Below are 26,880 nucleotides of genomic sequence, written 5' to 3'. Positions count from 1 at the left end.
ACATGATCCATATCGGACGCGCTGCACGCCAGCACGTTGATCATTCTGTTAGGACCTCTTAGACAGCGGAGCGCAGAGGTAGCTCATCGGTGCCGCGGGTTCCGGTCGTATCCGCAGAGTGTCCGTGGGCATCTCGGGTGGAACCCCACTGCACGGCTGGCGCGAGGACCGCCAGCAGTGTCGCAGCCAACGGGGTCAGTTCGTACATAGTCGACTTCGGAAACCGTGCCGGTTGCTCGTGCCGCACGACGAGCTTCTTGTCCTCCATGCTGCGCAGGGTCCGAGTCAGGATGCTGTCGTGCAACCACCGGTCCGAGTCGGGTTGCCCGATCGCGGTGTTGTGAATGGTCGCCAAGATCTCGCAGAAGTGCTGAGGGCCGTCAGCGAGTGCGCCGAGGATGGCCGGCACCCATTCGCCTTTCAGCAGCTGGAGCAGCTTGTACAGGCCGAACCAGTACGTCGGTTCTCGAGCTGGAACGACTGTGCGGCAGGTCATGCACGGCGTCGGTCGCTGCAGAGGCACGTAGTCGTGCCGAGACGATCCGGATTTGCTGTGCAACTCGTCGGGGTCGTCGAGTTCGGTATCGAGTGCCGGCGAGGCGATGCGGATCGTGTTGCGTCCCACGCGCTTGGCGCGCCGAAGGGCAGCATCAGCCTCGAACAGCAGCTTGTCGACGTCGACATCATCCGCACCTGGTGCGTGAACGGTGATGCCGATGGATGCACTGAATCCGCTGAGGCCCGCATTGATACCGGTGGCAGCGGCGGGGGCGAGGCTGATCGCGGCGATATCTGCATGGATGCGTCGCCCTACGGCGAAGGCACGTTCGGTGTCTGCGCCAGGTACCAGGACGACGAACTCGTCGCCACCGAAGCGCCCCACCAGGTCGGAGTCGCGCACGGCGTCTCGTAGCACCTGGGCGGTTGCACGCAGGACGGCGTCACCAGCCGGGTGACCGAACTCGTCGTTGACGGGTTTGAAGTGGTCGAGGTCGATGATGAGCAGCGTGACCGGCCGACCACGGCGTATGGCCTCGTCGAGGGCGTGTGGGGCGTGAACGTCCCAGCCCCACCGATTGAGCAAGCCTGTCAGTCGGTCCCGGTCCCAGCTCCCGTGCGGCTGCCCGCACGATGCGCACTGCCGGGGTGGCGTTTCACACGGTCGTGACGATGTGGCTGTGGCTGTAGTTGGCGCAGTCATCCTGACGGTCCCCCGAACGGTTCTACCCGGCGTCACCCACCGGAGTTGTACTGGATTGCTGATTCAGGTTTGTCACCCTTCAGGGCGGTTGAAGGCGAGTGCTCGTGACATTAGGCTGACAAGAGCAAGACTTCAACCAGAATGCGCCGATCTGGTGAAGGAGCAGCAATCCGGTACAAGCTTGGCGGGGTGGGGCGTATGGACGCAGCGACATGGCCTTCGTTCGCCGATGTCCTTGGCCAGCTGTGTTCCACTCAACGAGCCGACACCGGTCGGCCGTACTCCAACGTCGAACTTGGGCAAACCATCGGCGTCACCCATAGCTACATCGCGCATCTGCGCAAAGGACGCCGCGAGCCCACATTGCAGACCGTCCTCGCCTTGTCTGAGGCGTTAGACGTGCACCCGGCGTTCTTCGTCGGAGGCCGCCGTGATCGAACGCCAGACCTGCCTGGCCGTCCGTTCGCAGTCAAGCTCAACCGCTTGTTCTCGCTGGTGCATCCGCCTGGCCAGGGCGAGATCACGCCTGAGGCCGTGGCGACCGCGGTGCGCCGGAGGGCGGAGGCCATTGGCGACGACGGTTGGACGATCGCACCGAACACCATTCGCGACCTGCGCAGCGGCAAGAACCCCAGCCCAAAGCTCAAGCACGTGATCGCCCTCGCTGTCGCCTTCGGTGCGGAGCCCGCCTACTTCTTCGACGAGGAGCTGGCTGTCCGTGTGGAGGAGCAGTTGGAGACCCATCAAACGATGGAACGCCTGGGGGTCAACGAAGTCATCCTGAGGGCGACAGCGACATCCCCTTCGGCCGAGGTGCGGACCAAGGTGGTGCTCGCGCTGGTGCGCGCGTTGCGGCCAGAGGTCGAGTCCGAGGAGTTACGGCGGCTGCTGGAGCAGCCCGCTCTTGACCCGTTCGGCGCTCGTGGCGAAAGCAAGCCTGAGGTGATTCGTGATGAAGCGGCCGACTGATGCCTGCGATCTCGCTGTGGCGCCGCGCCGGAGCTGGGGAGGGCGGTGATGCGGCTATGAAAGCTCGGCACCTGCGAGGTTTACGCGACGAGTTGATCCGCGATTTGGATCTTGCACCCTCGGCGACGACCGAGACCGTGTGCCTCCGCCTGTGTGAGGTGATGGCTCAGCGCCTGCAGCGCGAGGTCAGACTGCGGTTCGACGATCTTGGCGCCGGTGTGAGCGGCCTGTGGGCGGTCACCGATGACGATGTTCACGTGGTCATCGTGACCACCGCGCGCAGCTGGGTGCACCGGCTGCTGATTCTTTTGCACGAGATAGCGCACATGCTCTGCGATCACCGACCCATGCAGCTGACCGCGGAGGAAGCTCGTGCGTTGTTCTATCCCGATTTGTCTCCGGACATGCTGCGCATCCTCGCTGGACGCACCACGCTTTCACGCGCCGAGGAACGTGAGGCCGACCAGGTCGCCGGCGCACTGACGCAAGGGCTGATCGACTGGGCTCAGCGGCAGGACACCCCTCCCTTCGAACCTGGCCGTGACGACCTGGCCACCAGAGCTTGGTACACCCTCGGGTACTCCCCGCGAGGTCGCCATGGTTGACGCCTTCTTCCTCGTGGCAGCGCTGGGCATCGCAGCGTTGGGCTTGTACAAGTACCAAGCGCTGCGCCACGCTCCGGCCGATCGCAAACCGGCGATTCGGCCCGTCTGTGTTTCCTGCCTGTTTGCCGTTCCCGCAGTGCTGCTGGCCGCACCAGCGATCGGTGTAAACCTCGACCGAGTGACCGGTGTCCACAGCCTCTCGATCTTGCTGGGGTTCTGCTTTGCCCTGGGGTTTGTGTGTTCGGTACAAACCATGCTCGTCTACTGGCTGCACCCACCGGCGGCAGCGTGGCGGACCTCGCGGTGGTTGGTGCTGACATACACGAGCGTTGCGGCCGCGATCATCGTGCTGTTCTTCCTCGGCGACCGTCCTGCCGAGCGTCACCTCGACTTCGCTGCCGCCTATGCAGGCGAGCCCTACCTGGCAGAACTGCTGGTTCTGTACTTCCTGTCCTATGCAGTCGGCGTGGCCAACGTCGTCCGCCTGTGCTGGCAGTGGTCCCATCATCCTGAAACCACCGACCGACCTTGGTTGCGTCGAGGACTGCGCCTGACGGCAGTGGGCATCCTGTTCCCGGTCGCCTATGGCGTCATCAGCTTGGCCGCGGTGATCGGCAGCTGGTTCGGTGCCGAGTTGGACTCCTGGAGCAGCGAGATCGCGCCGGCGCTCTCCGTCCTTGGCGTGCCTTTGGTGATCGTCGGCAACAGCATCGCCGCCTGGGGCCCCGGCCTATCGTCGGTATGGGGTCGCGTCACGCATCTCGGTGCCGACCTTCGCGACTACCGTGCGCTCGCAGACCTGTGGCGGGCCCTGCGGAGCGTCGAGCCGGAGATGGTGCACACGCCCGGTTCACTGGCCGATCGCTTCAGCCTTCGAAGGCGACTGTTCTGGCGCGTCATCGAGATCAACGACTGGCTCCATCAGCTCTCCTCGCAGCGCGATGCCAATCTGACGGCCGCTGCTCGACGGAAAGCACGCCAAGCTGACCTTGACGACGTGCAAACCGCAGCCCTGGAGGAAGCCGTCCATCTCAAGACCGCGTTGCTGGCCCGAACGGCTGGCGGCAGCAGCACCAACCGTCCAAATCAGACTCACGCGGACGACACCGACGACGCCGGACATGCCTTCGCCGGCGAACGTCGACGGCTCGTTCTCATCGCCCGTGCCTTCACCAGTCCGCTGAGCGACGAGGCCGTCCTGGCCGCATCCCAGACAACTCGTTCCATGCGCGCACAGCCGCATCCCTAAGCCCTGGCAGCCATTCGGGAAGGACGCTCGCCCATGCCCACCGGAGAGCCATTGCACGCAGTCGTCCTGGGAGGCGGGCTGGCGGGCACCCTTGCTGCGACTGTGCTGGCCCGTCATGCCGACGTGGTCACCATCATCGAGCGCGATCGACTGCCCGACGGACCTGTCCACCGCGGTGGCACACCACAAGCCCACCACACCCACGTACTGGTCTCTGGTGGCGCCCGCGCGTTGGATGAGCTGTTGCCTGGCACTACCCGAGAACTGCTTGATCACGGTGCGCAGCACATCGGCGCGCCCAACCGCCTGCTCACGTTGGTCTCGAGCGGATGGTACGAGCGCTTCGGGGAGATGCAGTTCCTCATCGCCTGCAGCCGCAGCCTGCTCGACTGGGTCGTCCGCCGCCGCGTCCTTTCCGACCCCTGCATCAACGTTCGCCAAGCCACCGACGCCGTCGGTCTGCTCGGAGGTCCGAAGCAAGTCACCGGAGTGCGCGTTCGGGACCGGCCGACCGGGCAGACGAGCGAGATCGAAGCCGACTTTGTCGTCGATGCCACCGGCCATGGTTCCGCCGTCATGCAGTGGCTCGCTGCGCTCGGGGTACCGGCACCGGCCGAGGTGCACATCGATCCGCAGGTCTTCTACAGCACCCGCCTGTACCAAGCACCAGATACCGCCAGGGACGAATTCCCTGAAATCAACATCATGTCCGACCCGGCCCGCACCGACTACGTCAAAGCCGGGGTGCTGGTACCCATCGAAGACGGTCAATGGATCGTCACCCTCGTCGGCACCCGCGACCACCAACCGCCCACCGACGAGACCGGGTTCGCTGCGTACGCCCGAAGCCTGCGCCACCCCATCATCGCCGACCTCATCGGCACGGCCCGACCACTCACCTCACCTCGCGGCTTCCGCATCCCAGGCAACCGGCGCCGCCACTTCCACGATCTACCGGACTGGCCGAACGGACTTGTCGTACTCGGCGACGCCGCCTGCACTTTCAACCCCATCTACGGACACGGCATGGCGATCGCCGCCCGCGGCGCACTCGCCCTCGACGCCGGACTTCAACGGCACGGCATCGGGAACGGCGCTCATGACATCCAACGCGACATCGCCGACGAAGCCGACCTCGCTTGGGAGATGGCCACCCGCCAGGACCTGCGTTACCCGACAACTCTCGGGCCGCGTCCCGGCCCCGTGGCCCGCCTGCAACAACGGTTCCTGGATCGCGTGATGTCGGCAGCAACCGCGCGCCCGGCCGTCGCTGCCGCGCAACTGGATGTCTACACCCTTTCGGGACCTCCCAGCCGTCTACTGACTCCTCGCGTCCTTTTGGGCACCTTGCTAGGCCCGCGACGGCGTGCGCGGATCGAACCTCCTCTGACCGCCGACGAACGGCCCGCGTCCTCGCGACCGAGTTCGTAGCCGGCGGCAGGAACTAGGCAGGGCGTTACCACGGTGGTGCCGCTGTCCTGTCCCGAACAGCTCAGCGTTGACCCGAACGAGTGATCGCTCCTCCTGGACTCTCATACTGACTTCAAAGTCAGCGCCTTACGCACGTTGAAGCACGTAGGGGGTCACGGTGTAGACCTTGGAGACAGCTCCAAGTCTCAGATTCCAGAAGCAGGAGGAGGTGTCCCGTGTGGACGTTGACATCGCCGGAAGGCAGCATGTCGATCTTCCTGTTCTGTGGCTTGCTCGGAGCAGTCGCGGGGCCTACTGCCTTGATCCTCAGCCAGTCGATAGCACGCGACAAACCGCTGTCGTGGGATCTCGTTGCGATGATCGGCTGGGTGCCGCTTCTCTTGGCGGGAGCATTTCTCAGCGCCACGTTGATCTACGTGATTCGGGTGGTGCCTCCCGCAACAGTGGCGGTCGTAGCCTGGCTGGTGATCCTCGGCTTCCTGCTTGCGTTGATCGATTGGAGTTGCCACCAGTTGCCACACCGCGTCGTCGCGGTACTGCTTGCTGGCGGACTTGTCCAGTTCAGCCTCCTTGGAGTCGCGGAGCGCAGTGTGGGACCGCTTGCTCGTGCAGGTGCGGCCGCGGTGGTGGTGTTCGTGGTGTGGTTTGTGATCTACCTTCGGCTTCGTGCGGACCTTGGGTTCGGCGATGTCACACTCGCAGCGACGTGTGCGGCTTTCCTCGGATGGTTCGGATGGCCGTACGTCCTATTCGGACTCACGGCAGGCCTCGTTCTCGCGGCGATCTCGAACCTGGCTCTGCTCGCTTCGAGGCGCATCGAGTCCCGCGACCGCACTGCTCTTGGGCCTGCGCTGATCGTGGGGTCCATTTACACGATTCTTCACGCGTGATGGAGGTGGCGTGATGTGTCTGCTGCTCAAAGGCGACAACCCCGTCACCGCGTACGAAGCACTGCGGGTGCTGCACCGCGCGACCACGATCTTCATGTTGACCGTGGAGGTTGCCCTCGCCGACTACCTCCGCCCGGACATCAGCTTCACGCCGGGTGTACCGGTCGAGGTGGCCCCGCGCCCTCTCGAGGGGCCACCTCGACACCACCCCTCACGTATCCCGTTTGGAGGCCGCGATGAAAAGGGCTGTAAGCCTTCTCATTCTGGGAGGCGTGGTGAGCACACTGACGGCATGCGATCAACGCGCCGCCGACCGTGCAAACGATGGTTCGGTGTCTCGGCCACCGTCGTCATCAACGGGAGTTTCTGCTGACGTCGCTCGAGATCATGCGGTCTCGGCCTATCGGGAGATGTGGTCTGCCTTCGCCACGGCGGGGAAGACGTCTGATTGGCAGTCTCCCGCGTTGGGGCAGCACGCAACAGGAATCGCACTGGACAAGCTGACGCGCAGCTTGCGCGCGGATCAGGACAAGGGTCTGGTCACCAAGGGAAGTCCAACCCTCAGTCCTCAAGTGTCCGCTGTGGACCCAGCGAGTGATCCTCTGAAAGTGACGATCACCGACTGCGGCGATTCGACAAACGCACTCAAGTACCGCAAGGACAACGGTCAGCCTGCCGACGACGTGCCAGGTGGCAGGCGACTCATCAACGCCATCGTGGAGAAACAAGCGGACGGGAAGTGGAAGGTTACCGACTTCGGCGTCCATGACCTGGGGACGTGTAAGTGATGCGACGAACTACAACAGTGGCAGTGCTAGCAACGATAGGACTGTGCACGGGAACAGTGACGGCACTCGCCGACGACATCTGGGGCGGCACGAACTGCAACCAGTCGCCATCTCCGGTATGCGAAGTCTCGGCAGGTACTCGCCCCGACCACTCAACGAGCCACGGGCACAACAACACCAGCGGCAACGATGCCTCTGGCGACGAAGGTTTCGGCTGCCGCTATGTACCAGTCGACGGTCAGCCGCCGGAGGGTCAGCAGAAGGAGTCTGGCGGTTGGTACATGGTTCTTTGCTCGCCGGATGGCAAAGATCCTGACTCGCACGGTCCGGTCTGGATTCCCGCTGGCGCACAGCGTCCCGCGACACTCTCACCTGAGCAGGTCGCACAGATCGCCCGGAAGCGGTTGCAGATGCCGCGGCCCACTATCTCGGCAAGTCCGGGCGGAACCCAACTGGTGAACCTCCCGACGTGGTTGTGGCTCTCAGACGGATGGACGCCGGTCTCGGCCACTGCGTCTGTGCCGGGCGTGTCCGTGACCGCCGTGGCCAAGCCCGTCTCGGTGACCTGGTCCATGGGGGATGGCGGCTCGACCACCTGCAGCACCTCAGGCACTCCCTACACCGCAGATCGCGATCCGAAGAGCACGTCGCCCGACTGTGGTTACACCTACCGGACGTCTTCGGCAGGGCAACCTGCCGACGCATTTTCTGTCACCGCAACGGTGAACTGGACCGTGACGTGGTCCGGTGCAGGACAGGCCGGGACGTTCCCGAACATGACGACCTCAGCCGTAGTGGCCCTGCGAGTGGCCGAAAGCCAGGGGATCGCGGCCGGCTGAACGACGCCCCCGCCCGACGACGGCGGGCGCACGCAACGAATACCCGGTTGGAAACAAGGCACGTCTGACACCTCAGTCGACGCGCCGCGATGGCGTCATGCCTGAAGGAGGTAGGCGGTGACAACAACCGCAGCTTCGACCAGCACAGATACGGCGCCGCGGAAGGCATCGTCGAACGCGTGGGCTGGCCGTGATGGCAAGGCTTCCTCGCGTCTGACCGGCGGTGCTCGGCGCCGCAGCGTGCCGTATCTCTTGCTTGGTGTCCTCCTGGTTCTCGTGTGCGCGGCCGGAGGCGTCTTCACCGGCATGCAGCTGGGTGACCGCGAGGCCGTACTTGCACTGGCCCGCCCCGTTGCCGTAGGCCAGATCCTGTCTGCGCAGGACCTCAAGCAAATCGGCATGCCGAGGAATAGCGGCATGGACCTCGTGCCCGCAGCGGCTAGGTCCGCAGTGGTGGGACAGCCCATGGCATTCAGCCTGCCCGCCGGTTCTCTGCTAAGCCGTTCCGTTCTCGGCGCACCGCTGATTCCCGTACTTGGCAAGGCCATCGCTGCTGTGGGACTCAAGCCGGGCCAGTTTCCACCTGACCTGTCACCCGGAACCACGGTGACGGTGCTGACCACGCAGGGGCAGAACACGACACCCGGAACGGCAACGGGAACCGGGCAGACATCGTCATGGACCGCAGTGGTGGCTGGCGTCGCGACGCTCGAGACAGAACAGACCACCGTGGTGTCCCTGCATCTGTCCGAATCGGACGCACGCGCCCTGGCTGCTGCCCCAGCAGGTCAGCTGAGTCTGGTCGTGATCGCAGGAGGAGTCCGCTAATGCTCATCGCCGTTTGCTCACTGAAAGGATCGCCAGGCGTGACCACCCTGGCCACGGCGCTCGGCGCCCGCTGGCCGGGCCAGGAGAGCCCGATCGTTGTCGAAGTCGACCCAGCCGGCGGTGACCTCATGGCCCGCTTCCGACTGCGGGACACACCTGGTCTGGTCAGCCTGGCTGCAGCAACCCGTCGCCGCGGCGGTACCGACCCCAACCTGGTTGCCCAGCACACCCAGCTCCTGCCTGGGGGACTGCGAGTGGTGCTCGGACCTGTTGGTGCTGAACAAGCTCGCGCGGCCCTCGGCGTCCTGGCGTCGGGTCCGTCGTCACCGCTGCGCCGCGCCGCTGACCAACCTGGCAGCACGGTCATCGCCGACTGCGGCCGGGTAGACCCAGACTCCCCGGTGCTCGCGATCATCCGCAGCGCTGACGTGATGCTGCTCGTCGCTCGTCCTCACGATGACGAGCTCGCACACGTCGCACTCAAGTTGCAGACTGCCCAGCAGTGGTCGCGCCGCCCGTGCTTCGTCCTGGTCGGAGACGGCTACCCAACCGCAGAGGTGTCCCAGACCCTCCGCATCCCCGTGATGGCTCGTGTGCCTCGCGATATCAAGGGTGCGGCTGCGTTGTGCGGTCAGAGCATTAGCGGCCGTGCCCCCAGCAGGTCCGCGCTCGGCCGTGCCGCCGCCAAGATCGCGCTCAACGTCCACGTGACCTCACAACAGCCGATCCACAACGGTACCTACGCATCGCACCTGCGGCCGGCACGTCCAGAGGAAGTCGCCTTGAGTGTCGCCCCGCAGTCGCTCGCGCCGAGCTCCGGCAACGGGGTGGTGGCACCATGACCCGCTCCGAGCTCGGCGACCCGCGCCTGACCACATCGGCCAGCGGCGCCGGCCCGAACCTGCTCACGACACAACACGTGCCAGGGCCCGCGCAGATTCCCTACCAGTCGGTCGACGAGACCGCGGCCATCGAACGACTGCGCCAGCACCTGCGTCGTGAGCTCTCCTCCCAGCTCACTCAACGCATTCGTACTGACGAGTCCGCCGGCCGGCCACCGATCGATGGTCCGCATCGCCGCCAGCTCGCCCAGGCAATCCTGACCGATGCTGCCGAGGCGCACGCTCAGGCCGAGCTACGCAACTCCGCTACCGGCGGCATGCTCGTGCCGCCCGACGTCGAACAGCGGCTGATCCACCAAGTTCTCGACGAAGTCTTCGGTCTGGCTGGACTGGAACCGCTGCTGGCCGACACCGACATCGAGAACATCAACATCAACGGCGACCGCGTCTTCATCAAATGCGCTGACGGTCGCCGCCATCGATTGCCACCGGTCGTCGGATCCGATACCGAGCTGATCGAGCTCATCCGAGACCTGGCCACCCGCAGCGGCGTGGAGGAACGGCGCTTCGACCGCGGCAGCCCGATCGTGAACTTCCAACTTCCCGGCGGAGAGCGCGTCTCAGCCGTCATGGCGGTGACCACACGGCCGTCGGTAAGCATCCGCCGTCACCGGTTCACCACGGTCACGCTCGCCGAGCTGCGGGGGAACGGCACCATCGACCTCGCCCTGGAGAGCTTCCTGGCGGCACTCGTGCGAGCCAAGCGCAACATCCTGGTCACCGGCGGTACGGCCATCGGCAAGACCACCTTGCTACGCGGCCTCGCATCGGCCATCCCGCCGTGGGAGCGATTGATCACCATCGAGGACGTCTTCGAACTCGGCCTCGACGAAGACACCGATGCGCATCCCGACGTGGTGGCACTGCAAGCACGCGAACCGAACATCGAGGGCCAGGGCGCGATCTCGCTGTCCGACCTGGTGTGGCAGTCCCTGCGAATGTCGCCGGACCGGGTCATCGTCGGCGAGGTCCGCGGCCCCGAGGTCATCCCGCTGACCAACGCGATGTCCATGGGCAACGACGGCAGCATGGGCACCCTGCACAGCAGCTCAAGCCAGGGCGCCTTCACCAAGCTGGCCGCCTACGCGGTGCAGGGTCCTGAACGGCTGCCGATGGAAGCAACCAACCTGCTGGTGGCCGCCGCACTGCACTTCGTGGTGCACCTCGAGAAGCCACGCGACGACTCGAGCAAACGCGTCGTCTCCTCCGTCCGCGAAGTCGTCGGAGCCGACGGCGCCCAGATCATCAGCAACGAGGTCTGGCGACCAGGCCCGGATCTGCGCGCGGTGCCAGGTGCTCCGCTGCGCACCGACACCCTCGACCTGCTCGTCGAGCGCGGCTACGACCCTGACCTGTTCGAGCGGCGCGACGGGTGGTGGACACCGTGACCGCGACCGCTGCCCTGTTCTGCTTGCTCGGCGCCGGCGCAGCCGCAGGTGCCCTGCTCATCGTGGCAGGAATGCGTGGTCGCACTGTGGGCGCGGCTGCCTCGTCGCGGCTGAGCGTCTGGCTCGCTGCGCGCCCCGACCGCAAGCAAGTCGGCTGGCTGGTCGTGGCTGTCCTCGCCGGCCTGGCTGTCGGCGCGGTCACCGAGTGGGTGATCGGTGCTGTCCTGACCGCGTTCGCAGTCGTCGGCCTACCGCGGATCCTCGGCTCGAACATCGACCACAAGCACCACCTCGAACGCATCGAGGCGATCGCAGGGTGGACCGAAATGCTGCGCGACACCCTCGTGGCCGCGGCAGGTCTGGAACAGGCCATCCTCGCCACCGCCCCAGCCTGTCCCGTGGCCATCCGCGACGAGATCACTGAGCTCGCCGTCCGGCTGGAGCGCGGCGAACGCCTCGCACCCTCCCTCCGCCATCTCGCCGACCAGCTGCACGATCCAACAGCCGACCTGGTGATCTCCGCGCTCGTTCTCGCCGCAGAGCACCAGGCCCGCCAGCTGGCCGACCTGCTTGGTGAACTCGCTAGCGAGGCACGCGAACAAGCGTCGATGCGGATGCACGTCGAAGCCGGCCGCGCCCGCACTCGAACCAGTGTGCGCGTCATCGTGATCACCACGTTGTCCTTCGCCGTCGGTTTGGTGCTGCTCAACCGTGGCTATCTCGCGCCGTACGACTCCGCGTTCGGGCAAATCATGCTGCTGCTCGTAGGCGCGCTGTTCGCTACTGCTTTCGCTTGGCTGGCAAGGATTGCGCGCCTGCGCGGATCCGAGAGGTTCCTGACCGAGCTGGGAGCGATCCGACAGCACGACACCGAGGTGGACGTCGACGACCTGCTCACCGGCAAGGGGGCGACGTCATGATCAGCACGTTGCTGTGGGGAGCTGGGCTTGGTGTCGGATTGTGGGCGTTGGCGATCTATGCCTTCCCGCCGCGGCCGCCGCTGCGAGCCCTGGTCGACCGGTTGCACACGATGCCCGCGCCGCCACCGATCCTCACCGCGGACTCCACCGGATGGGCTCTGCGCGTTGGCCGCCCGTTCGTCAAGCCGCTGGGCATGCTCGGATTGCCCAACCGCAAGCTGCGCAACGACCTAACGGTCACCGGAAAGGGCATTGAGCACCATCTCGCCGAGAAGGCCACATTGGCGCTGACGGGGCTGCTGCTGCCGACTCTGATCTACCTGATCTGCACTGTGGCTGGCGTAGGGCTCGGTTGGAAGGTTCCGGCCGTCGCGAGCCTCGTCTTCGCCCTTGGCGGATTCCTGTTCCCGGACCTCAGCGTTCGACAGGAGGCCGAGCGACGCCGCTCTACCTTCCGCCATGCATTGTCGGCCTACCTCAACCTGATCCGGGTCCTGCTGGCCGGTGGCGCGGGAGTCGACGGCGCGTTGTCCGATGCGGTCGGCATCGGCAAAGGATGGGCATTCCAGCAGCTTCGTCGCGCACTGGTCACGGCCAAACTAACCCGAACTACGCCTTGGTCCGTGCTCGGTCAGCTCGGCACTGAACTCGATGTGCACCAGCTATCGGAGCTGGCTGCGTCGGTGAGCCTCGCGGGGACCGAAGGAGCTCGCGTGCGCCTCAGTCTCGCAGCCAAAGCGGCCGCGCTCCGCACGCGTGAACTCACTGACGCCGAAGGAGAAGGTCAGGCCGCCACTGAGCGCATGAGCCTACCCGTAGTGATCCTCTTTGGCGCCTTCTTGATCTTCATCGGATTCCCAGCACTGGCAAGCGTGCTGGGAGGGCTCTGATGCAGTGATCTGTCGAGATAGGACTCTTTAGGGAGAAGAAGATGTTTACAGAGGTGCAAATCCTAGTCGCACAAATCCGCGTCGAGCTGGAGCGGCTGCGGAACGACGACCGAGGCTACTCGACCGAAGCCGTTGTAGTGACCGCGCTGCTGGTCTCACTTGCTCTCGCCGCCGTCGCCGTCCTAGCGGTGAAAGCCATCCAGAAAGCCAACAGCATCAACCTTTAGGTCGGTGACCACCATGCCTCACGGCAATCGCCGAATCGGCCAAAGAACGCCGCGCGTGCGCTCAGCCTGGATGTACTCGCGAAGCGGATTGTGTCGACTGCGGACCGATCAGCGTGGGACCGGCACGGTTGAACTCGTCATCGCCATGCCGCTGCTGCTCCTGCTGCTCCTACTTGGCGCACAGTTCGCGCTCTACATGCACGCCACGCACATTGCCCAAGCCACTGCCGCACAAGCTTTGTCCGCGGCTCGCGTCTCAGGCGGCAGCGCTGCAGATGGGCACATCAAGGGGCAGCAGGTTCTTTCTCAACTGGGGAGCGGTCCTTTGAGGGAGACGTCGATGGACATTCAACGTGGACCGACTCGAGCGTCTGTGACAGTGACCGGAACGGTGATCGCTTTGATCCCGCTCACCACCTTCTCGGTGCAAGCCGAAGCCGTTGGTCCCGTGGAGAAATTCACTGCCCCGACCGGTGACGAGGTGGCAGCACCATGACCGAACTCGTATACCAGTCTGCGTTCGCCCGCGTAGTGCGTATCAGGTTCCTGGCGCTTCGGAGGGAGGAGCGAGGCTCCGCCGCAGTTGAGCTCACCCTCGTGGCGCCACTGCTGATCCTGCTGTTGTTGTTCGTCGTGCTCTGCGGTCGACTGGCCGAGACCAAACTGCGTATCAACGATGTCGCACACCAAGCGGCTCGTGCCGCAACCCTCGCTCGAACATCATCGCAAGCAATCGCCAACGCCGAAGCCACTGCCAACGCCGCGCTGGCCTCCGCTGGGATCAGCTGTCAGGCGCTGTCGGTGTCCACTGACGTGAATGGCTTCAAGCCTGGATCCACGGTGACCGTCACAGTGTCCTGCAGCGTCGGCTTCAGTGACCTCACAGCGCTGGGCGTGCCGGGAACCAGGACCTTCCACTCCAGCTTCTCCTCCCCAGTCGATGTATGGCGCGGCACCCCGTCACTCAACCGCACTGGAGACGTCTGATGAAGCCAATCACGTTGGTGCGCAAGCGAATGGACCGGTTGCGCGAAGACCAGCACGGCAGGGTGACAGCTTTCGTCGTCATCATCGCCGTTGCGGCACTCTTGTTCGCCGGCCTCGTACTCGACGGCGGACTTGCTTTGGCGGCAAAGGTTCGAGCGATCGGTGAGGCTCAGGAGGCCGCGCGGGCAGGAGCTCAGGAGATCGACCTAGCCGCCTATCGCGCGCACGGAAGTCTGCGGTTGGCACCGCAACAGGCCAGCGCAGCCGCCCGCAACTATCTCACCGCCGCTGGGCACAGCGGCACTGTGTCGGTCAACGGCAACACGATCAACGTCACGGTCACCGTCAACGAGCGAACCCAACTTCTCGGACTCGCTGGCGTCGGATCGATCACAGTCACCGGGACCGGGCAAGCCCAACCGCAACGCGGTATATCCGGAGTTCTCCCATAACCCGGCTCACTGCTCGAACCAAGCGCAAGCATCAACGCAGAAGGAGGCCACGATGCCTACTACAGAGGAGATCCAGCGTCGCGTCGAGGAAGCTGATGCCGCCCGCGGCGCCAAGCGGTCTGCAACAGCTGCGAGGGTCGGCGACCTCGCCAAGCGACGGGCCGCCGTCGCCGAGCAGTTGGCTGGCATCGACCGAGAACTCGGCGACGTGATCGCTGAGTCCAGCGATGTCATCGAGATCGACGAGCTGGCACGGTTTACTGACGTTCCGGCCGCGGATCTCACGCAGTGGCTCAACAGCCGGAAGGCGACTCGTCCGAAGCGCAAGCGGGCGACCGCTGGCACGTCCACCGCGAAGAGCGATACGCGCCAAGGCGTTACCACAACGGACACTCCGTCGACGAGCCAACTGCCCACGTCGACAGAGCGCGCGCCAAGTCAGGCCGACGCCCTGCAAGTCTCCGCGCGTGTCCCCGCAGAGGTGGCATGACAGACGCCTCCGCTCCTTGTGGCGCTCAGCTTTGAACGTACCCACACGGAAGCGATCGGCGAGCGATAGAACCGTTCCTACCGAGGAATCGAGTACGTCGTGACCGCACACGCCACTCGTCGGAAGCCGACTCGGCACCACAACACTGGCCGCCGGGCTGGCTGGACACCGGCTGCGGCGTGGCAATCTGTCGTGCGGATCATCCGCGGAATCCTTGCGACTCTCGTTCTCGCGGCTCTCGTCATCGGCCTTCCGCGGGTTCTTGTGCACTTCGTGGGCTGGACCCTGCCCGACCACATGCCGACCTGGGACGAAATCCAGGCGACACTGCTCAACCCGATGAGCCCCCAGCTCCTCCTCAACAGCCTCGCGGTGCTGTGCTGGATCGTCTGGTTCTTCTTCACACTCGACGTCGTCCGCTGTGCCATCGACGCCGCGCGAGGCCTCACCTGGCCACAAGTCCGCCCGCCGGGCCCGCTGCACGGGATTGCCGCCGCGTTGATCGGCAGCATCGTGCTCACTCTGCTCGGCAACCGCACCCCCTACACCGCGATGGCGCCAGCGGTGGCCACTCTGACGAACGGGCTCGCGCCAGTCGCTGTCAGTGCACCGCTGACTCCAGGCGTGACTGCCACCTCCGCCGAGACAGCGGCGGCCGTCACGGCGCAGACGACCTTGGTGATCGACCGGGCAGCACCGGCACCGCCAGGCATGGTTCAGGCCAGTGAGGAAGTCCGGCTCCCGCGGTATGGGATCTACGACAGCCTGTGGCGCGTCGCTGAACGCATCTACGGCCCCGGAGGCGGCCCCCGCTGGCCTGAGCTGTTCCAACTCAACCGCGGCGTCGAGCAGTCGGACGGCCATGCACTGACCAACCCCAACCTCGTGCGTCCTGGCTGGAAGATCACTGCTTACGTTCCCGCACCGCCCGACGTACATCGACCGGACGAACACCAGCCGCAGGCTCCAACCGAGCAGCCGGCGCCGCCGACGAGTACGCCACGTTCAACGCAATCCCCACCGACACCAGGCGAGGCTGCAGACGAACACGGTGCTGGCCAAGCGGAACCAGGGCTGAACTTGACTAATGGCGCCTTCGTCAGTCTCGGCTTGGCTGCGGCGATCACCGCAGCTGTCACGGCTGCCCGTCTGTGGCGCCGACGCCGCTACCGCATCGGTAGTGGCGACCGCGCCGACCTGCAGCGCACCATCGCGCCCGTGGTCCGCGCCCTACACGCCGCACATCAACCCGACGGCGAGGGGCACGCCTCAGGACCGATTGACGACATGGAGGTCGTCGACCTCGCGCCCGTTCCGCCACGCATCCACATCACCGCTGCCGGAGGCGTCGAACCCGTCGATGAACCGGCACCAGTTTCGGCACGGGTCGGCGTGCGCGGCGGACGCGAGCTCGCACTCAACCTCGCCAGCGCCCGCGGACTTGGCCTGACCGGGCCTGGCGCGATGGCCGCTGCCCGCGCGCTGCTGCTGCACCTGCTCACCGCGCCTGGGCAACCGGCCAGCGCTCACTGCGTGATCGTTCCGGCCAGTGATCTGCTGCTCGTCTTCGATGGCACAAGCGTCGAGAAGCTTCCATCCACTGTTCTGGTGGTCGACTCCCTCGACGCCGCCCTCGAAGAGATGGAAACTACCCTGCTCACCCGGACCCGCCACGCCATCGACGAGGCCGCCTCGCTGACCACCTTCGGCTCGCTCGTGCTACTCGCCAGCCCTGCCCCGCACGCTGAGCGCCGCCTGCAGGCTGTCCTGGACAACGGCTCCGCCCTTGGCTTGGCCGGCATCCTGCTCGGCCAGTGGAGGCCAGGTGCGACCGTCCGGACTCGCCATGACGGCACCGTCAGCGCGACCAGTCCCGGCCTCGGCACCGCCCTTGCCGACACGCGGCTCTTCACCCTGCCATCCACCGATGCGAACGACTTGCTCCGAGTCCTCCGCGACGCTGAAGGTCCCGATCCTCGGGTACCGAGCCACGATCGCGGGATGGTGAACGACGAGATCCATCGCCCGGACGCCGTCCACAACACCACAATGTCAGCATCAGAGCAGGACGACCTCCAGGCCGCGCCCGGTCCTCTCGATCAGACACCGACAGCCGCGCCGATCGGATGCGACGACGACCTGGGCACCGAAGACCAGGATGCGGGGACTGCAAGGGCCTCGTCATCGCGGGCCAACGAACATCACCAAACCGTCAACGACGAGCTGGCATCACCGCGGCTGCCGCTGGCTGTTCGTGTCCTGGGTCGTGTCCAACTCATCCTGCACGACTACGGCGAGCGCGAACTCGACAGCGCGCTCACCCCCAAGCAGCGCGAAGTGCTTCTCTACCTCGCTCTGCACCCTGAGGGCGTGCGGCGTGAAGCTCTCAACGACGCCGTATGGCCCGACAGCAAGCCGCCACGGCCGTACAACAGCTTCCACAACACACTCTCGCTCCTACGTCGCGCGCTGGGCAGCGCCACCGACGGCGCGTTGACCGATGTCGTCGTCAACGACGATGGCCGTTACCAACTCAATGCCGAGCTGGTCGCGGTCGACCTCTGGCAACTCCAGGATGCCCTTCAGGCTTCCCGACCTGTCGACCGCGAAGCACAGGCTCGACTGACCAAGGCAGTCGAGCTCTACCTAGGCGACCTCGCAGAAGACCTGACAGCGTCCTGGGTTGAGCCTTTCAGGGAATCCGTCCGCCGCGACGTACTTGACGCACTCGGCGCCTTGATCCGAGCCTTGAGCGACAGCGAGCCAGAAACCGCACTCGCGTTGCTCGAGCGCACTCGCAAGCTCGATCGCTACAACGAGAGCATCTACCGCGACATCATCCGATTCCAGGCCCGGCTCGGTCAGCACGCCGCGATCCCGCGCACCCTCACACTCCTGACCACGACCCTTGAGGACATTGGTCAGTGCCCAGGTAGCGACACCCTCAACCTCGCCGAGTTCCTCCAACGCCGGAGCAATACTCGACGGCCGGCTCGCGGCAACGCCGCGGCCAGCTGATCTCCGCGCGAGGGATCGCAGTCAGCGGATCTCGGGCCGACAACCGTCGCCGTCGATCGACTTCGGCTGGTGACCAAGTCCCTGTGCCTTTGCGTACGCTCGCTCAAAGCTAGGCATTCCTCCACTCAGCTGATGCGGAGCCGAGCTCTGGGCGGCAGAAACCGCCGCCGGAGTAAGCAATAGGTGACCGACCGCGGTAATGTCTTTTCCGCGAGCCTGCCCAACAGACACCCGCCAGGTCCATCCGGCGCTACGTCCGAACCAAGGCCTGGCTCTGAATGCCTCGCTCGTTGCCCGTTCACGGATCGAACGTGGTCATACCTTGAGCGGTGGGTATAGAGCTCGCGGACATTTCAGCGGACCGCATTCAATACCACAGAATGTGCATCCGTCACTCACGTGTCGGCCAGGTGACAGAGATCCCGCGACCACTGCGGGCTAGTAGATCAACAGCGCGCCGTTTGTGTCTTGTAGGGTCTCAGCGCGCGTGACATGTTGATCTTGTGTGACCTGCGGCTTCTTGATTGTCTCACGGCGATGTCATCTGAGGTCGATCTCAGTTCCGTGGCATTTCCTCGGCGGTTCGGTGGACTCTGGCGTGTTTGCGGCGGAGTCACCGTTGCCGACTCGGTCGAGCACAGCCAGGACCGGAGTCGCGTCTTGTGCGAATTTCTCCCCGGCGTGAGTGACCTGACCTGGGCCACGATTCAGGTCCTACAACGGGTTCTCCGCCAGGATCCGGTTCGGCAACCAGGGCATGATCGCCGAGAACGATCCGGCCGAACAGGAAAAGTCGGTCAAATGGAACTCGCTGCTGTGCAACCTGATCGAGACCAGTGCTTGCCTGCAAGGCCTCTCGGTCACCCGCTGATCTGACCGGGTGGCCGGCCGCCGGGTCGTAGCGTTGCCGAGTTCAGTCACCTGCATCGACTGAGACTGTGGCAGGACCTTCGACCACGGCCCAGTTCCACGTTCCCTTGACCTTCCGCAGGACGTCACCAAGGTCTTTGCCGGTCCCAGGGTCGGGGTGAACGATCGTGTCGATGAGTTTGGCCCGGCACGCCTTGTTTTAGTGGTACTAACGTTGTAACTTAGTTCTGTGGCTGCCGTCGAAGACCTCCAGGAGCTCAGGACAGGGCTCAGTGTCGCGCTGGCGCGCGTCGAACGCCTGATTGAGCGCGGATCCGCGCCCCCTGCGGCAGCCGACAACGGTGCCGTCGACGTGATGAACCTTCCCCGCACCAAGGCAATCGAGTGGGTCCTGGTCCATCAAGGTCGGCCGATGCGACCTGTGGAGATCTGGTCGGCACTTCAGGCGGTCGGCCGCAACGACCCCAAGACGGAGATCCAGGTAACGACCTACGACCTATGGCAACGAGGTCGCATCGACAGAATCGGACGGGGTGTCTACCGCACCGCTCCCAGTATCCAGCCCGACGAGCAATCGGCAACTGATGACCAAAACGCAAAGGCGGGTGAAGAGATGGAGAGCAGAACCACCGACCAACTCAGAGTTGAGCTTATGCGTTTTGAAGAAGAGTTGCGGACGGCTGGCCTCAAGGAGAATTCGATACGCACCTACGTGGATCGAACCGCCTACTTCCTACGCTGGCTCGACGGCGACTACGAACCAGGGTCGAGTGCTCACAACCATTAGCAACCGGCCGCCGGGCTCGACTATGACTGACCACCGACCTGAACCCTGAACCGCCGGCGCCTGCGGCAGTCTGGACACCCCGCCGAGTAATGCTCAGGTGGCTTGACCACTGCCCACGCACTGCTCACCGAGCGGTTCGGCTGCTCAGCTCACCAGGATTCCCAAATGATCTTGTAGGACCTCACCGCCGACGGCATGTCGATCTTGCGCGACCTGCGGTTTCTCGGCTTGTCTCACTGCAGTCTCACCAAGATCGGCCTCAGTGTCGTGGCATTTCCTCAGCGGTCCGGCGCGTTGTGGCCCTGTCGCTGTTGCCGCTTCGGTCGAGGATCGTCAGAACTGGCACTGCGTCTTGCGCGAAATTCGCACCGGCGGGTGTCAGTCTGATGCCGCCGGAGTCAGGCGTGGTTTCGAGCAGTGCGGCGCCGATGGCGTGTTCGAGTTGGTCGATTTGGTGCCTGAGAACGGCTTTTCTGGTGCCGAGGTGTCTGGCGGCGTGGTCGAGGTTGGGGTGTCCGGCGGTTGCCAGGAGTCGTCGGACGCGTTGTTCGGCTCCGCGGGTGGCGAAGACGGTCCAGATGGTGACGGAGAACGCGTCCGGCCCGCCGTGCGCGCTGAGGATGTGCTTGTGCGCAGCGACGCCGTGGCGGATCGCGAGTCCGAGTTCGCGGGCGTGCCGAGCCAGATTGGCCGCCGGAATGCCCAGATCGGCGGCGATGTCGGCGAAGGAACGGTGGTTGTCTTCGTATTGCTCGCGCAGCCAGGCTGGGTTGACCGTGCGGAGAACCTCTCGTGGCGTTGGTGGTCCGATTCCGTTGCTGGTGAGGAGTTCGTTGATGCGTTGGTGGTTGTGGCCGGTGAGTTTCGCGATCTGACCTGGACGGAGTCCCTGGCTCACGTAGGCGCGTAGATCGTGCTCGTTGGGCAGGGCTGTGGGCGGGCTGTTCGTGCCTGGTGCGGGTTGGTGTCGTGGGGTCCTGGGTTGTGGGTGCCGGACGGCGGCCAGGTGGATGTGTTCGGGTGTGGTGTGCAGGCGGGCGGCGATCTCGTTGCGGGTCAGTCCTGTCTGGACGAGGTCCCAGAGTTGTTGTGGGAGAACGTCGTCGGGGTGGGGGCCGGGCCAGGAGACGGTGCCGGTGTGGTCGAACGGCGGTTCCCAGGTGACGGGTTCGTCGATGTGCAGGCGCCGCAGCAGGGTCTGGGCTTGCTGGTGCAGATGCGTGGACAGCTGTGCGGGAAGGTGGAAGACGAAGGCGGTGTAGTGCTCGCCGTCGAGTTCCGGGGACAGCGTCAGCGGCTGCGGGTAGTGGTAGGGGTGGCTGCCGGTGAGCAATTCGATCAGGTGTAGTCGCGCGAAGCGTTCCTGGCGCTCGGACGAGCGGTGGCAGATCTGTGCGCAAGTCGCCCGCCAGGCTGTGCTGTCGAGGGTGGCGGCGCAGATGCGGCGCCATCGGCGGCGGCGTCCGTAGTCGATGGGTGCGGGTTGATCGTCGAGTGCGCGGGCGAGTTGTCCGAGCACGGCGAGCACGGGTTCCCAGGCGCCGGCCTCACGGAGTGTCTTGGTGAAGTGGGGGCAGACGGCGTTGCTGGCCGCAGGCAGCTGAAGCAGTGTGCGGGCGGTGGTGTAGTCGACGTCGCCGAGTCCGGCGATCTGCAACAGCATGCTCAGCGCTTGGCGGTAGGGCAGCGGGTCGAACAGGCCCTGGGGGTTGAGGCGCAGCGCCCACCCTCGCCAGAACAAACTCGGGACGCTGGCCGCTCGTGCCGTGCCGTGCCCGGATCGCGGGCGGCGTGGGGTGCTGGTCGCGATGCCGTAGCGGAGCTGGTGCGCGGGGTTGAGACGAGGACCGATGCAGGTGAGCAGTGAGCTTTGGAGTCCGGGGCTGGCGTTGTTCCATTGGTCCAGCAGGCGGGAGAGGTGGGCTTTCGAACCGCCCGTGGGAGTGTGCGCGAGCCAGCCGGTGATCACCGGGTCCGGTGTGGTGGAGCCGGTGGCGAGCATGAGGTCCGCCGCGGTTGCGCCGACCGCGACGTGGGCGGCGTCATCGTCGTGGGCGTTGTCGGAGAAACCGTGGTCGGCGACCAGATCGCGGATGATCGCCGCGATGGATTGCGGTGGTATGGCAGGGGTTCGCAGAGCGGCCAGTGCCGCGCGGGCGGCGGCGTGCAGGTCATCGAGGATCTGCTGCGGTGCAGCCAAGGCGGCCAAGGCGGCCGGGGTGCGCCGGGCGGCCAGCAGCGCGGCGATGGTGGTGTTGACGTGGCGTTGGGCCCGCAGCACAGGGCTGTCGGCGTCGAGTGGGACCGCGTCGGCCTCTGACAACGGGTAGGTGCAGGCGGGTGGCCCGCCGTGCGGCGAGTGCTCGAGGAGAGCGAGCCCCAGATCACCGAGGTAGGGCGAGCCGGCAGGCTGGGCGCGGGTCCGGACGTGGCGACGTCCGCAGGCCGGACAGGCGTCGAGCAGGAGCGTGTGGTGGCGGGTGCAGGCGAAGCTCCAGGCCAGCCGCCAGGACAGCATCCACCGATTTCCGTTGTCGGACAGGCACTTGGGGCAGAACCGTGATCCTCTCAGTCCGCGCCACCAGCGTGGACGGCTGCCTGCTCGCGCGGGCCGGTCGATGATCAGCCCGGTGCCGGAATAGCGGTCCAGGGTCAGGGCGGCCAGGGTGTCGGCCGGGACCCCGGTGGCGATACTCACCGCGGTGAGTTGGTCGGCGTCGAGGTGGCGCACCCAGGGTTTGCGGCTTCTCGCGGTGTTCCACCGCGTGGTCACCCCCGCGAACCGGAAGAGGTCGAAGACGTTGGTGTGCAGGCGTTCGGCCAGTGCTTCCAGCCAGCTGTCCAGTGCTTCGCCGGGCAGCGGTGCCAGCCGGATCGGCAGGGTGCGCGGGCGGTTCATCCGGCGAGGCAGCGGGCCGGGGCGACGCGGGTCGACAGCCGGCGAGCCTGGATCGCGGCGTCCAGTTCGCGGCGAGCCGTTTCCGCGGCGGCATCGTTCTTCACGCCGTCCAGCAGATCTTGGCTCAGGTGCTCGCAGCCGGTGCGGACGGCGCGCTGGCAGCCGCGGTTGATCAGAGTCATCAGCGAGCCGATGTGCCCGGTGCTGCGGGCGAACAGGTAGTCGGACAGCTCATCGGCCAGCATCCCGGGGTGTTTCTCGGACAGCGCCAGGCGTTGTTCGATGGCCAGCAGCATCTGCCGCCACTCCCGCCGCCCTGCGTCGGTGTCGACGGTGAACGGCCGCATGTCCAACGCGGTAGTGCGGCGTCCGGTCTGGGCGAGAACGGCGTTGGTGTAGGAGTCGCCTTCGGAGAACAGGCCGCGTTCGGCCAGACCGACGCCGATGAGCACCAGCGTGACCGGGAACTCGTTGGCGATGTATTTGAACTGGTTGCTCACCTCGATGCCGGATGTCGCCCGCCAGCGCAGGAAGTGCAGATCATCCACGATCAAGACGCGGACCGCGCAAGAAAGCATGCAATCCAGAGCCCGGTGCGCGAACTGTGCGGTCGTGCCCCGCTGATGGCCGGGATGACCGAAGTACTCCAGCATCGCCCGGTTGAAGTCCTTCATGCCGGTGTTGCCGGTCAACCCGACCCGGCAGACCGGCCAGCGTTCGTGTCCGTCCGCGGTGAACGCGCCGTTCTCGGCGATCTCGCGGAGGTGGAACTGTTTGGCGAACGCCAGCACCGAGGTGGTCTTGCCCAGCCCGGGGAACGCGTCGATCGCGATCGCGCCCTTGGCCTTGTCCCCGTCCTGGACGTTGCTGTCCACGATGTCCCACAAGTCCTCGTGCAGCCCGGCCAGCTGCGGGGTCTTGATCGGACCGAGGTTGGCGTGCCAGACCCGCCGCCGCTGGTTGTAGTCAGCGAGCGCGTCGTCCCCGAGGCGCCGCAGGTCCTTTGTGGTCAGTGGTTCGGGCTGGCTGCGTGCGGGGGCGTCGACGAAGCTGCGCCAGCCTTCCTTGCGCGCCAAGGTGAGGTTATCCAGGCCCGCGGGGCGATCCGCTGCTCGTTCTGCGCCTGGTGAAGGTTGCTCGCGACGTGTGTCGGTCACACGTCCTCCAGAGCATCGGCGTAGAAGTCGTCCTCGGCGTCGACGGCCTCCAGGTCGTCGATGTCGTCGTCGCCCATCTCCGCCACCGGCTCGTCGGCCGGGACTTCGCCAGAGGCTGCGGTGGCCGCCAGGACTCGGGCCACTGACGGCAAGACCGACACCGCCTGCTCCCGTGGTTGCTCGGGCAGCCCGATTGCGGCCTGTTCGCGGGACAGCCGCAGCGCCATCCGCCGTTCTGGCAGCGTCTGGCCCAATCCGATGTTCCAGCGCTGGAACAGGTCGGCGACCGCGATCTTGTCGTCGGGGTAGGTGTATTTCGCGGCGGCCAGCTTGCGCGCGAACTGCAAGGCGTCCTCGCTCAGCGGCATCGTCAGCGACGGAGCGTGCTCCCATGCCAGCGTGTGCCATCTGCGGGAGGCCGGGTCACGGAAGTAGACGCGGGTGATGTCGTCGGGATCGACCTGCAACGGCCAGCGGCCGTTGGCCTTCCCGGTGTAGGGGCTGGTCTCGTTCTCCTTGCCCGTGAGGATCGGGCCGTTGTAGCGGCGGCCGTCGATCTCCACCCCGTAGTGCTGAATCGTGCGCCACTCGGTCTTGAGGAACTCATAGCCCAGGTCCGGATCGCGCGGAACCTCGATATAGCCGGCCCGCGCGACACCATGCTCGAACATCATCGCCGGCGACATCCGCAGTTTCGGCAGGTGCGGATCAACCAGGCCGCTGTGTGGCTTGTGGTGGTAGACCGTCGCGACCCATTCGCGGATGATCGCTTCGAGTTCGTCGAGGAAGAAGAACGCGTCCGCCTCGGGATTCAGACCCCGAGAATGGACGTCCGGGCCCTTGTAGCCAGGCAGCGCCTGCAACAGATCTTCCCGCAGGGTACGGAAAAATCGCTCCACCGGCCCCTTGTCCCGGCCCGTCCGCAACCTGGCTGGCTGTATCGAGATCCCCATCCGACGACACACGCTGGTCAGATGCTCCGACACGTAGATCTTGCCGTGATCAACCACGATCGTCTCCGGCACCACCGCCGGCGACGCCGCACCCGGCCGCTCGACCGCATCGGCATCCAGCAGCACCGACCGAGGAATCCCGTGCTCGGGCCAGACCGCATGCGCGGGCCAATCCCGCCCAGCCGGCCGCGGCCGGAACGCCTGGTAGAGAACCGAAGCCGCGTCCACCGACTTCGTCGACACCGGCGTGAGCCGTAATCCGACGACACACCGGTCATACCAATCCATCGCGACCGTGAGCTCGGAGTTGATCCACCGCAACGTGACCGGGTCCAGCGCGAACACGTCCAGCCGGGTGGTGTCCATCAGCACGTACTCGCCCGGCCGCGTCGGCCGCAACTTCCCGTAAACCTCATCCGGCCGGTCGGCGATATCCCGATTCCGCTTGGCGCTCAACCGAAACGTCGGATGCCGTCGCTCCAACTCCTCCAACACCCGAAACGCCGTCGCCCGGCTCGGCACCTTCACCACGCCCGACCCGAACCGCACGGCCACCCGCGCGTCGGTCCGATCGATCACCATCGTCCGCGACGGCTTCGACTCCCCGGTGTGCTCGACCATCACCGCCAACGCCGTCTCCACCCACCGCTCGTCGGTGTGCCCCAGCGGCCCACCCGCTGCGCGGCCCTTCTTCGGAGCCAGTCCCGCTTCACCATGGCGGCGGTAATCAGCGACCCAGCGTTTGACAGTCCGCAACCCAATCCCCAGCTCAGCAGCCTTCGACTCGTATCTGCTCGTCGCCGACAGGCCAGGTGCGTATTCGGGACGGGGCTCACCAGCGGCCGCCAGTTCCGCAGTTCCAGAGCGGTAACCAGTCAAGACCTCACGCACATGAGCGGCCCGTTCCAACACCTGCTGCCGTTCGGAATCGGTCAGCTCGGCCAGCAGCACGCTCGCCAACTCCAGCGGGTCATCAGCGCAGGGACCAGGAGAGGTCGGGATGATCTGGGCCCGCTCCGAAACCAGCAACTCCCGCACCGACACCCGCACGATCCGCTGGTCCGTGGCGTACTTGAGCACGACCTCGTTGCCGGCCATGGTGGCCAGCAACTCCACCACCTCGACAACCTCACCGTCGTAACAGACGCGCGTGCCGACGCCAACACGCACCGCCGCGCTGCTCATGCAGCAACCCTCCTCAGCACATGGGCGCCGCTGAGCGGGCGGGTCAAATCGACCTGGAAGTGCTGTTGCCACAACAGATGCAGGACCGCAGACCTCACCATCGCGGCCGGTTGATCCGGGAAAGACCGGCAGGCCGCCGCCAGTGTGGCACCGTCAAGATCCGCAGAGCGGAGCTCAGCAACAAGCTCATGATCGAACAGCCAGTCCCGGCGGTACCCGGCCAGGAACCGCACGTTCTCCAACTCAGCACGGGGCGGTTCGCTCCACACCTCGTACCGCCAGCCGCGTGACTCCACCACCCGCCGCGTCCAGGCGAAAGTGAACGCATTCTCCGGCTTGACCACCCGATGCCGCGGCTTGACGTCCACCACCAACGGCCCGGCGCTGGTGAACAGCAGATAGTCCGGAATGTGCCGGCGCAACACCCCACCAACCGCAGCGCGCAGCAGGAACGGCTGTGCCACAATATGATCTACGGACCTGTCGAAATCCGCGAACAGTAAACGCGCTAACTCCAGCCGAGATTCGTAGATCACCAGATCCCGCTCGGTGGACGACCAGAAGGCACCCGGGTAATGCTTCTGCCCCTTGTGCCAGCGGAAAGTCCGCCACGGCAGTGCGGAGATCAAAACGCCGACGTCCACCTCCGTCCACGGGCACACGAGCTCCGCCTCCGGCGCGAATCTCCGGACATGGATCGACACCGAGCAAGGCTCGGCTGCAACCATCATGGGCTCGTCCTCCCGCTGCTGGTCGGTGAGCGGCAGAGCGGCCAGGGATACACCACACGCGCCAGCGACGTCGCGAGACAGGGCGGCCAGTCGGCGACACCACCCAGACGGCCCAAAAGATCAAAACAACGATGACGGCCAGCGGCAAGTCTCATACCGATGGCACAAGTGTCATCCAGGTGCCAAGATCATTGAGAATGTGCCATCAGCGGTGAGACCCTACA

At 65.6% G+C, this 26,880-nt stretch carries 25 protein-coding genes; 20 read left to right on the top strand and 5 right to left on the bottom strand.

Going from position 1 to position 26,880, the window contains the following annotated elements; all coding sequences use genetic code 11:
* Window positions 1-58 precede the first annotated feature (58 nt).
* Window positions 59-1,201, bottom strand: a complete 1,143-nt coding sequence (locus BLR21_RS39340; RefSeq protein WP_090014983.1) for a diguanylate cyclase — start codon at window positions 1,199-1,201, stop codon at window positions 59-61.
* 198 nt (window positions 1,202-1,399) lie between these two features.
* Here BLR21_RS39340 and BLR21_RS39335 point away from each other — a divergent pair, with 198 nt between their 5' ends.
* The 19 genes from BLR21_RS39335 (at window position 1,400) to BLR21_RS39245 (ending at window position 19,731) form a co-directional block, all read left to right on the top strand.
* Window positions 1,400-2,170 carry a helix-turn-helix domain-containing protein gene (locus tag BLR21_RS39335; protein WP_176930008.1) on the top strand — a complete coding sequence of 257 codons (771 nt, stop codon included), beginning with the start codon at window positions 1,400-1,402 and terminating at the stop codon, window positions 2,168-2,170.
* The gene (locus tag BLR21_RS39330; protein ID WP_090014980.1) at window positions 2,170-2,775 is read left to right on the top strand and encodes a hypothetical protein; all 606 of its coding nucleotides are present in this window, start codon (window positions 2,170-2,172) and stop codon (window positions 2,773-2,775) included. Before BLR21_RS39335 ends, BLR21_RS39330 begins: the two co-directional genes overlap by 1 nt.
* Complete coding sequence (locus BLR21_RS39325) at window positions 2,768-4,024, top strand: MAB_1171c family putative transporter (protein WP_143028090.1); 1,257 nt, start codon at window positions 2,768-2,770, stop codon at window positions 4,022-4,024. Before BLR21_RS39330 ends, BLR21_RS39325 begins: the two co-directional genes overlap by 8 nt.
* A gap of 33 nt (window positions 4,025-4,057) precedes the next feature.
* Window positions 4,058-5,455: an NAD(P)/FAD-dependent oxidoreductase gene (locus BLR21_RS39320; RefSeq protein WP_090014976.1), complete on the top strand. Its 1,398-nt coding sequence runs from the start codon at window positions 4,058-4,060 to the stop codon at window positions 5,453-5,455.
* Between the two features lie 215 nt (window positions 5,456-5,670).
* Window positions 5,671-6,345, top strand: a complete 675-nt coding sequence (locus BLR21_RS39315) for a prepilin peptidase (protein WP_143028089.1) — start codon at window positions 5,671-5,673, stop codon at window positions 6,343-6,345.
* A gap of 275 nt (window positions 6,346-6,620) precedes the next feature.
* A complete protein-coding gene (locus tag BLR21_RS39310) occupies window positions 6,621-7,133 on the top strand; it encodes a hypothetical protein (RefSeq protein WP_256335227.1) in 513 nt (170 codons plus the stop codon).
* A gap of 56 nt (window positions 7,134-7,189) precedes the next feature.
* Entirely contained in the window at window positions 7,190-7,972 is a 783-nt protein-coding gene (locus BLR21_RS42100) for a hypothetical protein (protein WP_143028088.1), read from the top strand.
* Between the two features lie 117 nt (window positions 7,973-8,089).
* Window positions 8,090-8,800, top strand: coding sequence for an SAF domain-containing protein (locus BLR21_RS39305; RefSeq protein WP_176930007.1), 711 nt, complete (start codon window positions 8,090-8,092; stop codon window positions 8,798-8,800).
* Between the two features lie 38 nt (window positions 8,801-8,838).
* Complete coding sequence (locus BLR21_RS42095; protein ID WP_143028087.1) at window positions 8,839-9,642, top strand: chromosome partitioning protein; 804 nt, start codon at window positions 8,839-8,841, stop codon at window positions 9,640-9,642.
* Entirely contained in the window at window positions 9,639-11,090 is a 1,452-nt protein-coding gene (locus BLR21_RS39290) for a TadA family conjugal transfer-associated ATPase (protein ID WP_090014967.1), read from the top strand. Before BLR21_RS42095 ends, BLR21_RS39290 begins: the two co-directional genes overlap by 4 nt.
* Window positions 11,087-12,010 (top strand): type II secretion system F family protein, encoded by a 924-nt coding sequence (locus BLR21_RS39285; protein ID WP_256335226.1) that lies wholly within the window; start codon window positions 11,087-11,089, stop codon window positions 12,008-12,010. Before BLR21_RS39290 ends, BLR21_RS39285 begins: the two co-directional genes overlap by 4 nt.
* Window positions 12,007-12,900, top strand: a complete 894-nt coding sequence (locus tag BLR21_RS39280; RefSeq protein ID WP_090014966.1) for a type II secretion system F family protein — start codon at window positions 12,007-12,009, stop codon at window positions 12,898-12,900. Before BLR21_RS39285 ends, BLR21_RS39280 begins: the two co-directional genes overlap by 4 nt.
* A gap of 41 nt (window positions 12,901-12,941) precedes the next feature.
* Complete coding sequence (locus tag BLR21_RS39275) at window positions 12,942-13,127, top strand: hypothetical protein (protein ID WP_090014964.1); 186 nt, start codon at window positions 12,942-12,944, stop codon at window positions 13,125-13,127.
* Between the two features lie 13 nt (window positions 13,128-13,140).
* The gene (locus tag BLR21_RS39270; protein WP_256335231.1) at window positions 13,141-13,623 is read left to right on the top strand and encodes a TadE/TadG family type IV pilus assembly protein; all 483 of its coding nucleotides are present in this window, start codon (window positions 13,141-13,143) and stop codon (window positions 13,621-13,623) included.
* Window positions 13,620-14,114: a TadE/TadG family type IV pilus assembly protein gene (locus BLR21_RS39265; RefSeq protein ID WP_090014960.1), complete on the top strand. Its 495-nt coding sequence runs from the start codon at window positions 13,620-13,622 to the stop codon at window positions 14,112-14,114. Before BLR21_RS39270 ends, BLR21_RS39265 begins: the two co-directional genes overlap by 4 nt.
* A complete protein-coding gene (locus BLR21_RS39260) occupies window positions 14,114-14,566 on the top strand; it encodes a TadE/TadG family type IV pilus assembly protein (protein WP_256335225.1) in 453 nt (150 codons plus the stop codon). Before BLR21_RS39265 ends, BLR21_RS39260 begins: the two co-directional genes overlap by 1 nt.
* A gap of 52 nt (window positions 14,567-14,618) precedes the next feature.
* Window positions 14,619-15,056 carry a hypothetical protein gene (locus tag BLR21_RS39255; protein ID WP_090014958.1) on the top strand — a complete coding sequence of 146 codons (438 nt, stop codon included), beginning with the start codon at window positions 14,619-14,621 and terminating at the stop codon, window positions 15,054-15,056.
* A gap of 273 nt (window positions 15,057-15,329) precedes the next feature.
* On the top strand, window positions 15,330-18,074 hold the full coding sequence (locus BLR21_RS39250) for an AfsR/SARP family transcriptional regulator (protein ID WP_143028086.1): 2,745 nt from the start codon (window positions 15,330-15,332) through the stop codon (window positions 18,072-18,074).
* A gap of 1,099 nt (window positions 18,075-19,173) precedes the next feature.
* Window positions 19,174-19,731, top strand: a complete 558-nt coding sequence (locus BLR21_RS39245; protein WP_090011793.1) for a hypothetical protein — start codon at window positions 19,174-19,176, stop codon at window positions 19,729-19,731.
* A gap of 259 nt (window positions 19,732-19,990) precedes the next feature.
* Here the strand turns inward: BLR21_RS39245 and BLR21_RS39240 are convergent, their stop codons facing one another.
* The 3 genes from BLR21_RS39240 to BLR21_RS39230 form a co-directional block, all read right to left on the bottom strand.
* The gene (locus BLR21_RS39240) at window positions 19,991-22,630 is read right to left on the bottom strand and encodes a TniQ family protein (protein ID WP_090011791.1); all 2,640 of its coding nucleotides are present in this window, start codon (window positions 22,628-22,630) and stop codon (window positions 19,991-19,993) included.
* On the bottom strand, window positions 22,627-23,706 hold the full coding sequence (locus BLR21_RS39235) for an AAA family ATPase (RefSeq protein WP_218131023.1): 1,080 nt from the start codon (window positions 23,704-23,706) through the stop codon (window positions 22,627-22,629). The genes BLR21_RS39240 and BLR21_RS39235 overlap by 4 nt, the downstream gene beginning before the upstream one ends.
* Window positions 23,707-23,783: 77 nt before the next feature.
* Window positions 23,784-25,691: a helix-turn-helix domain-containing protein gene (locus BLR21_RS39230; protein ID WP_218131022.1), complete on the bottom strand. Its 1,908-nt coding sequence runs from the start codon at window positions 25,689-25,691 to the stop codon at window positions 23,784-23,786.
* A 49-nt stretch (window positions 25,692-25,740) separates the two neighbouring features.
* On the opposite strand from BLR21_RS39230, the gene BLR21_RS43395 reads away from it, so the two are divergent.
* Complete coding sequence (locus BLR21_RS43395) at window positions 25,741-25,881, top strand: hypothetical protein (protein ID WP_218131021.1); 141 nt, start codon at window positions 25,741-25,743, stop codon at window positions 25,879-25,881.
* Window positions 25,882-25,921: 40 nt separating this feature from the next.
* Here the strand turns inward: BLR21_RS43395 and BLR21_RS39225 are convergent, their stop codons facing one another.
* Window positions 25,922-26,656: a TnsA-like heteromeric transposase endonuclease subunit gene (locus BLR21_RS39225; protein WP_218131020.1), complete on the bottom strand. Its 735-nt coding sequence runs from the start codon at window positions 26,654-26,656 to the stop codon at window positions 25,922-25,924.
* Between the last annotated feature and the right edge of the window lie 224 nt (window positions 26,657-26,880).

Origin of the sequence: Lentzea albidocapillata subsp. violacea, assembly GCF_900100275.1 — a bacterium.
GTDB classification, from domain to species: Bacteria; Actinomycetota; Actinomycetes; order Mycobacteriales; family Pseudonocardiaceae; genus Lentzea; species Lentzea violacea.
This window is presented reverse-complemented; position numbering and strand designations above follow the sequence as displayed.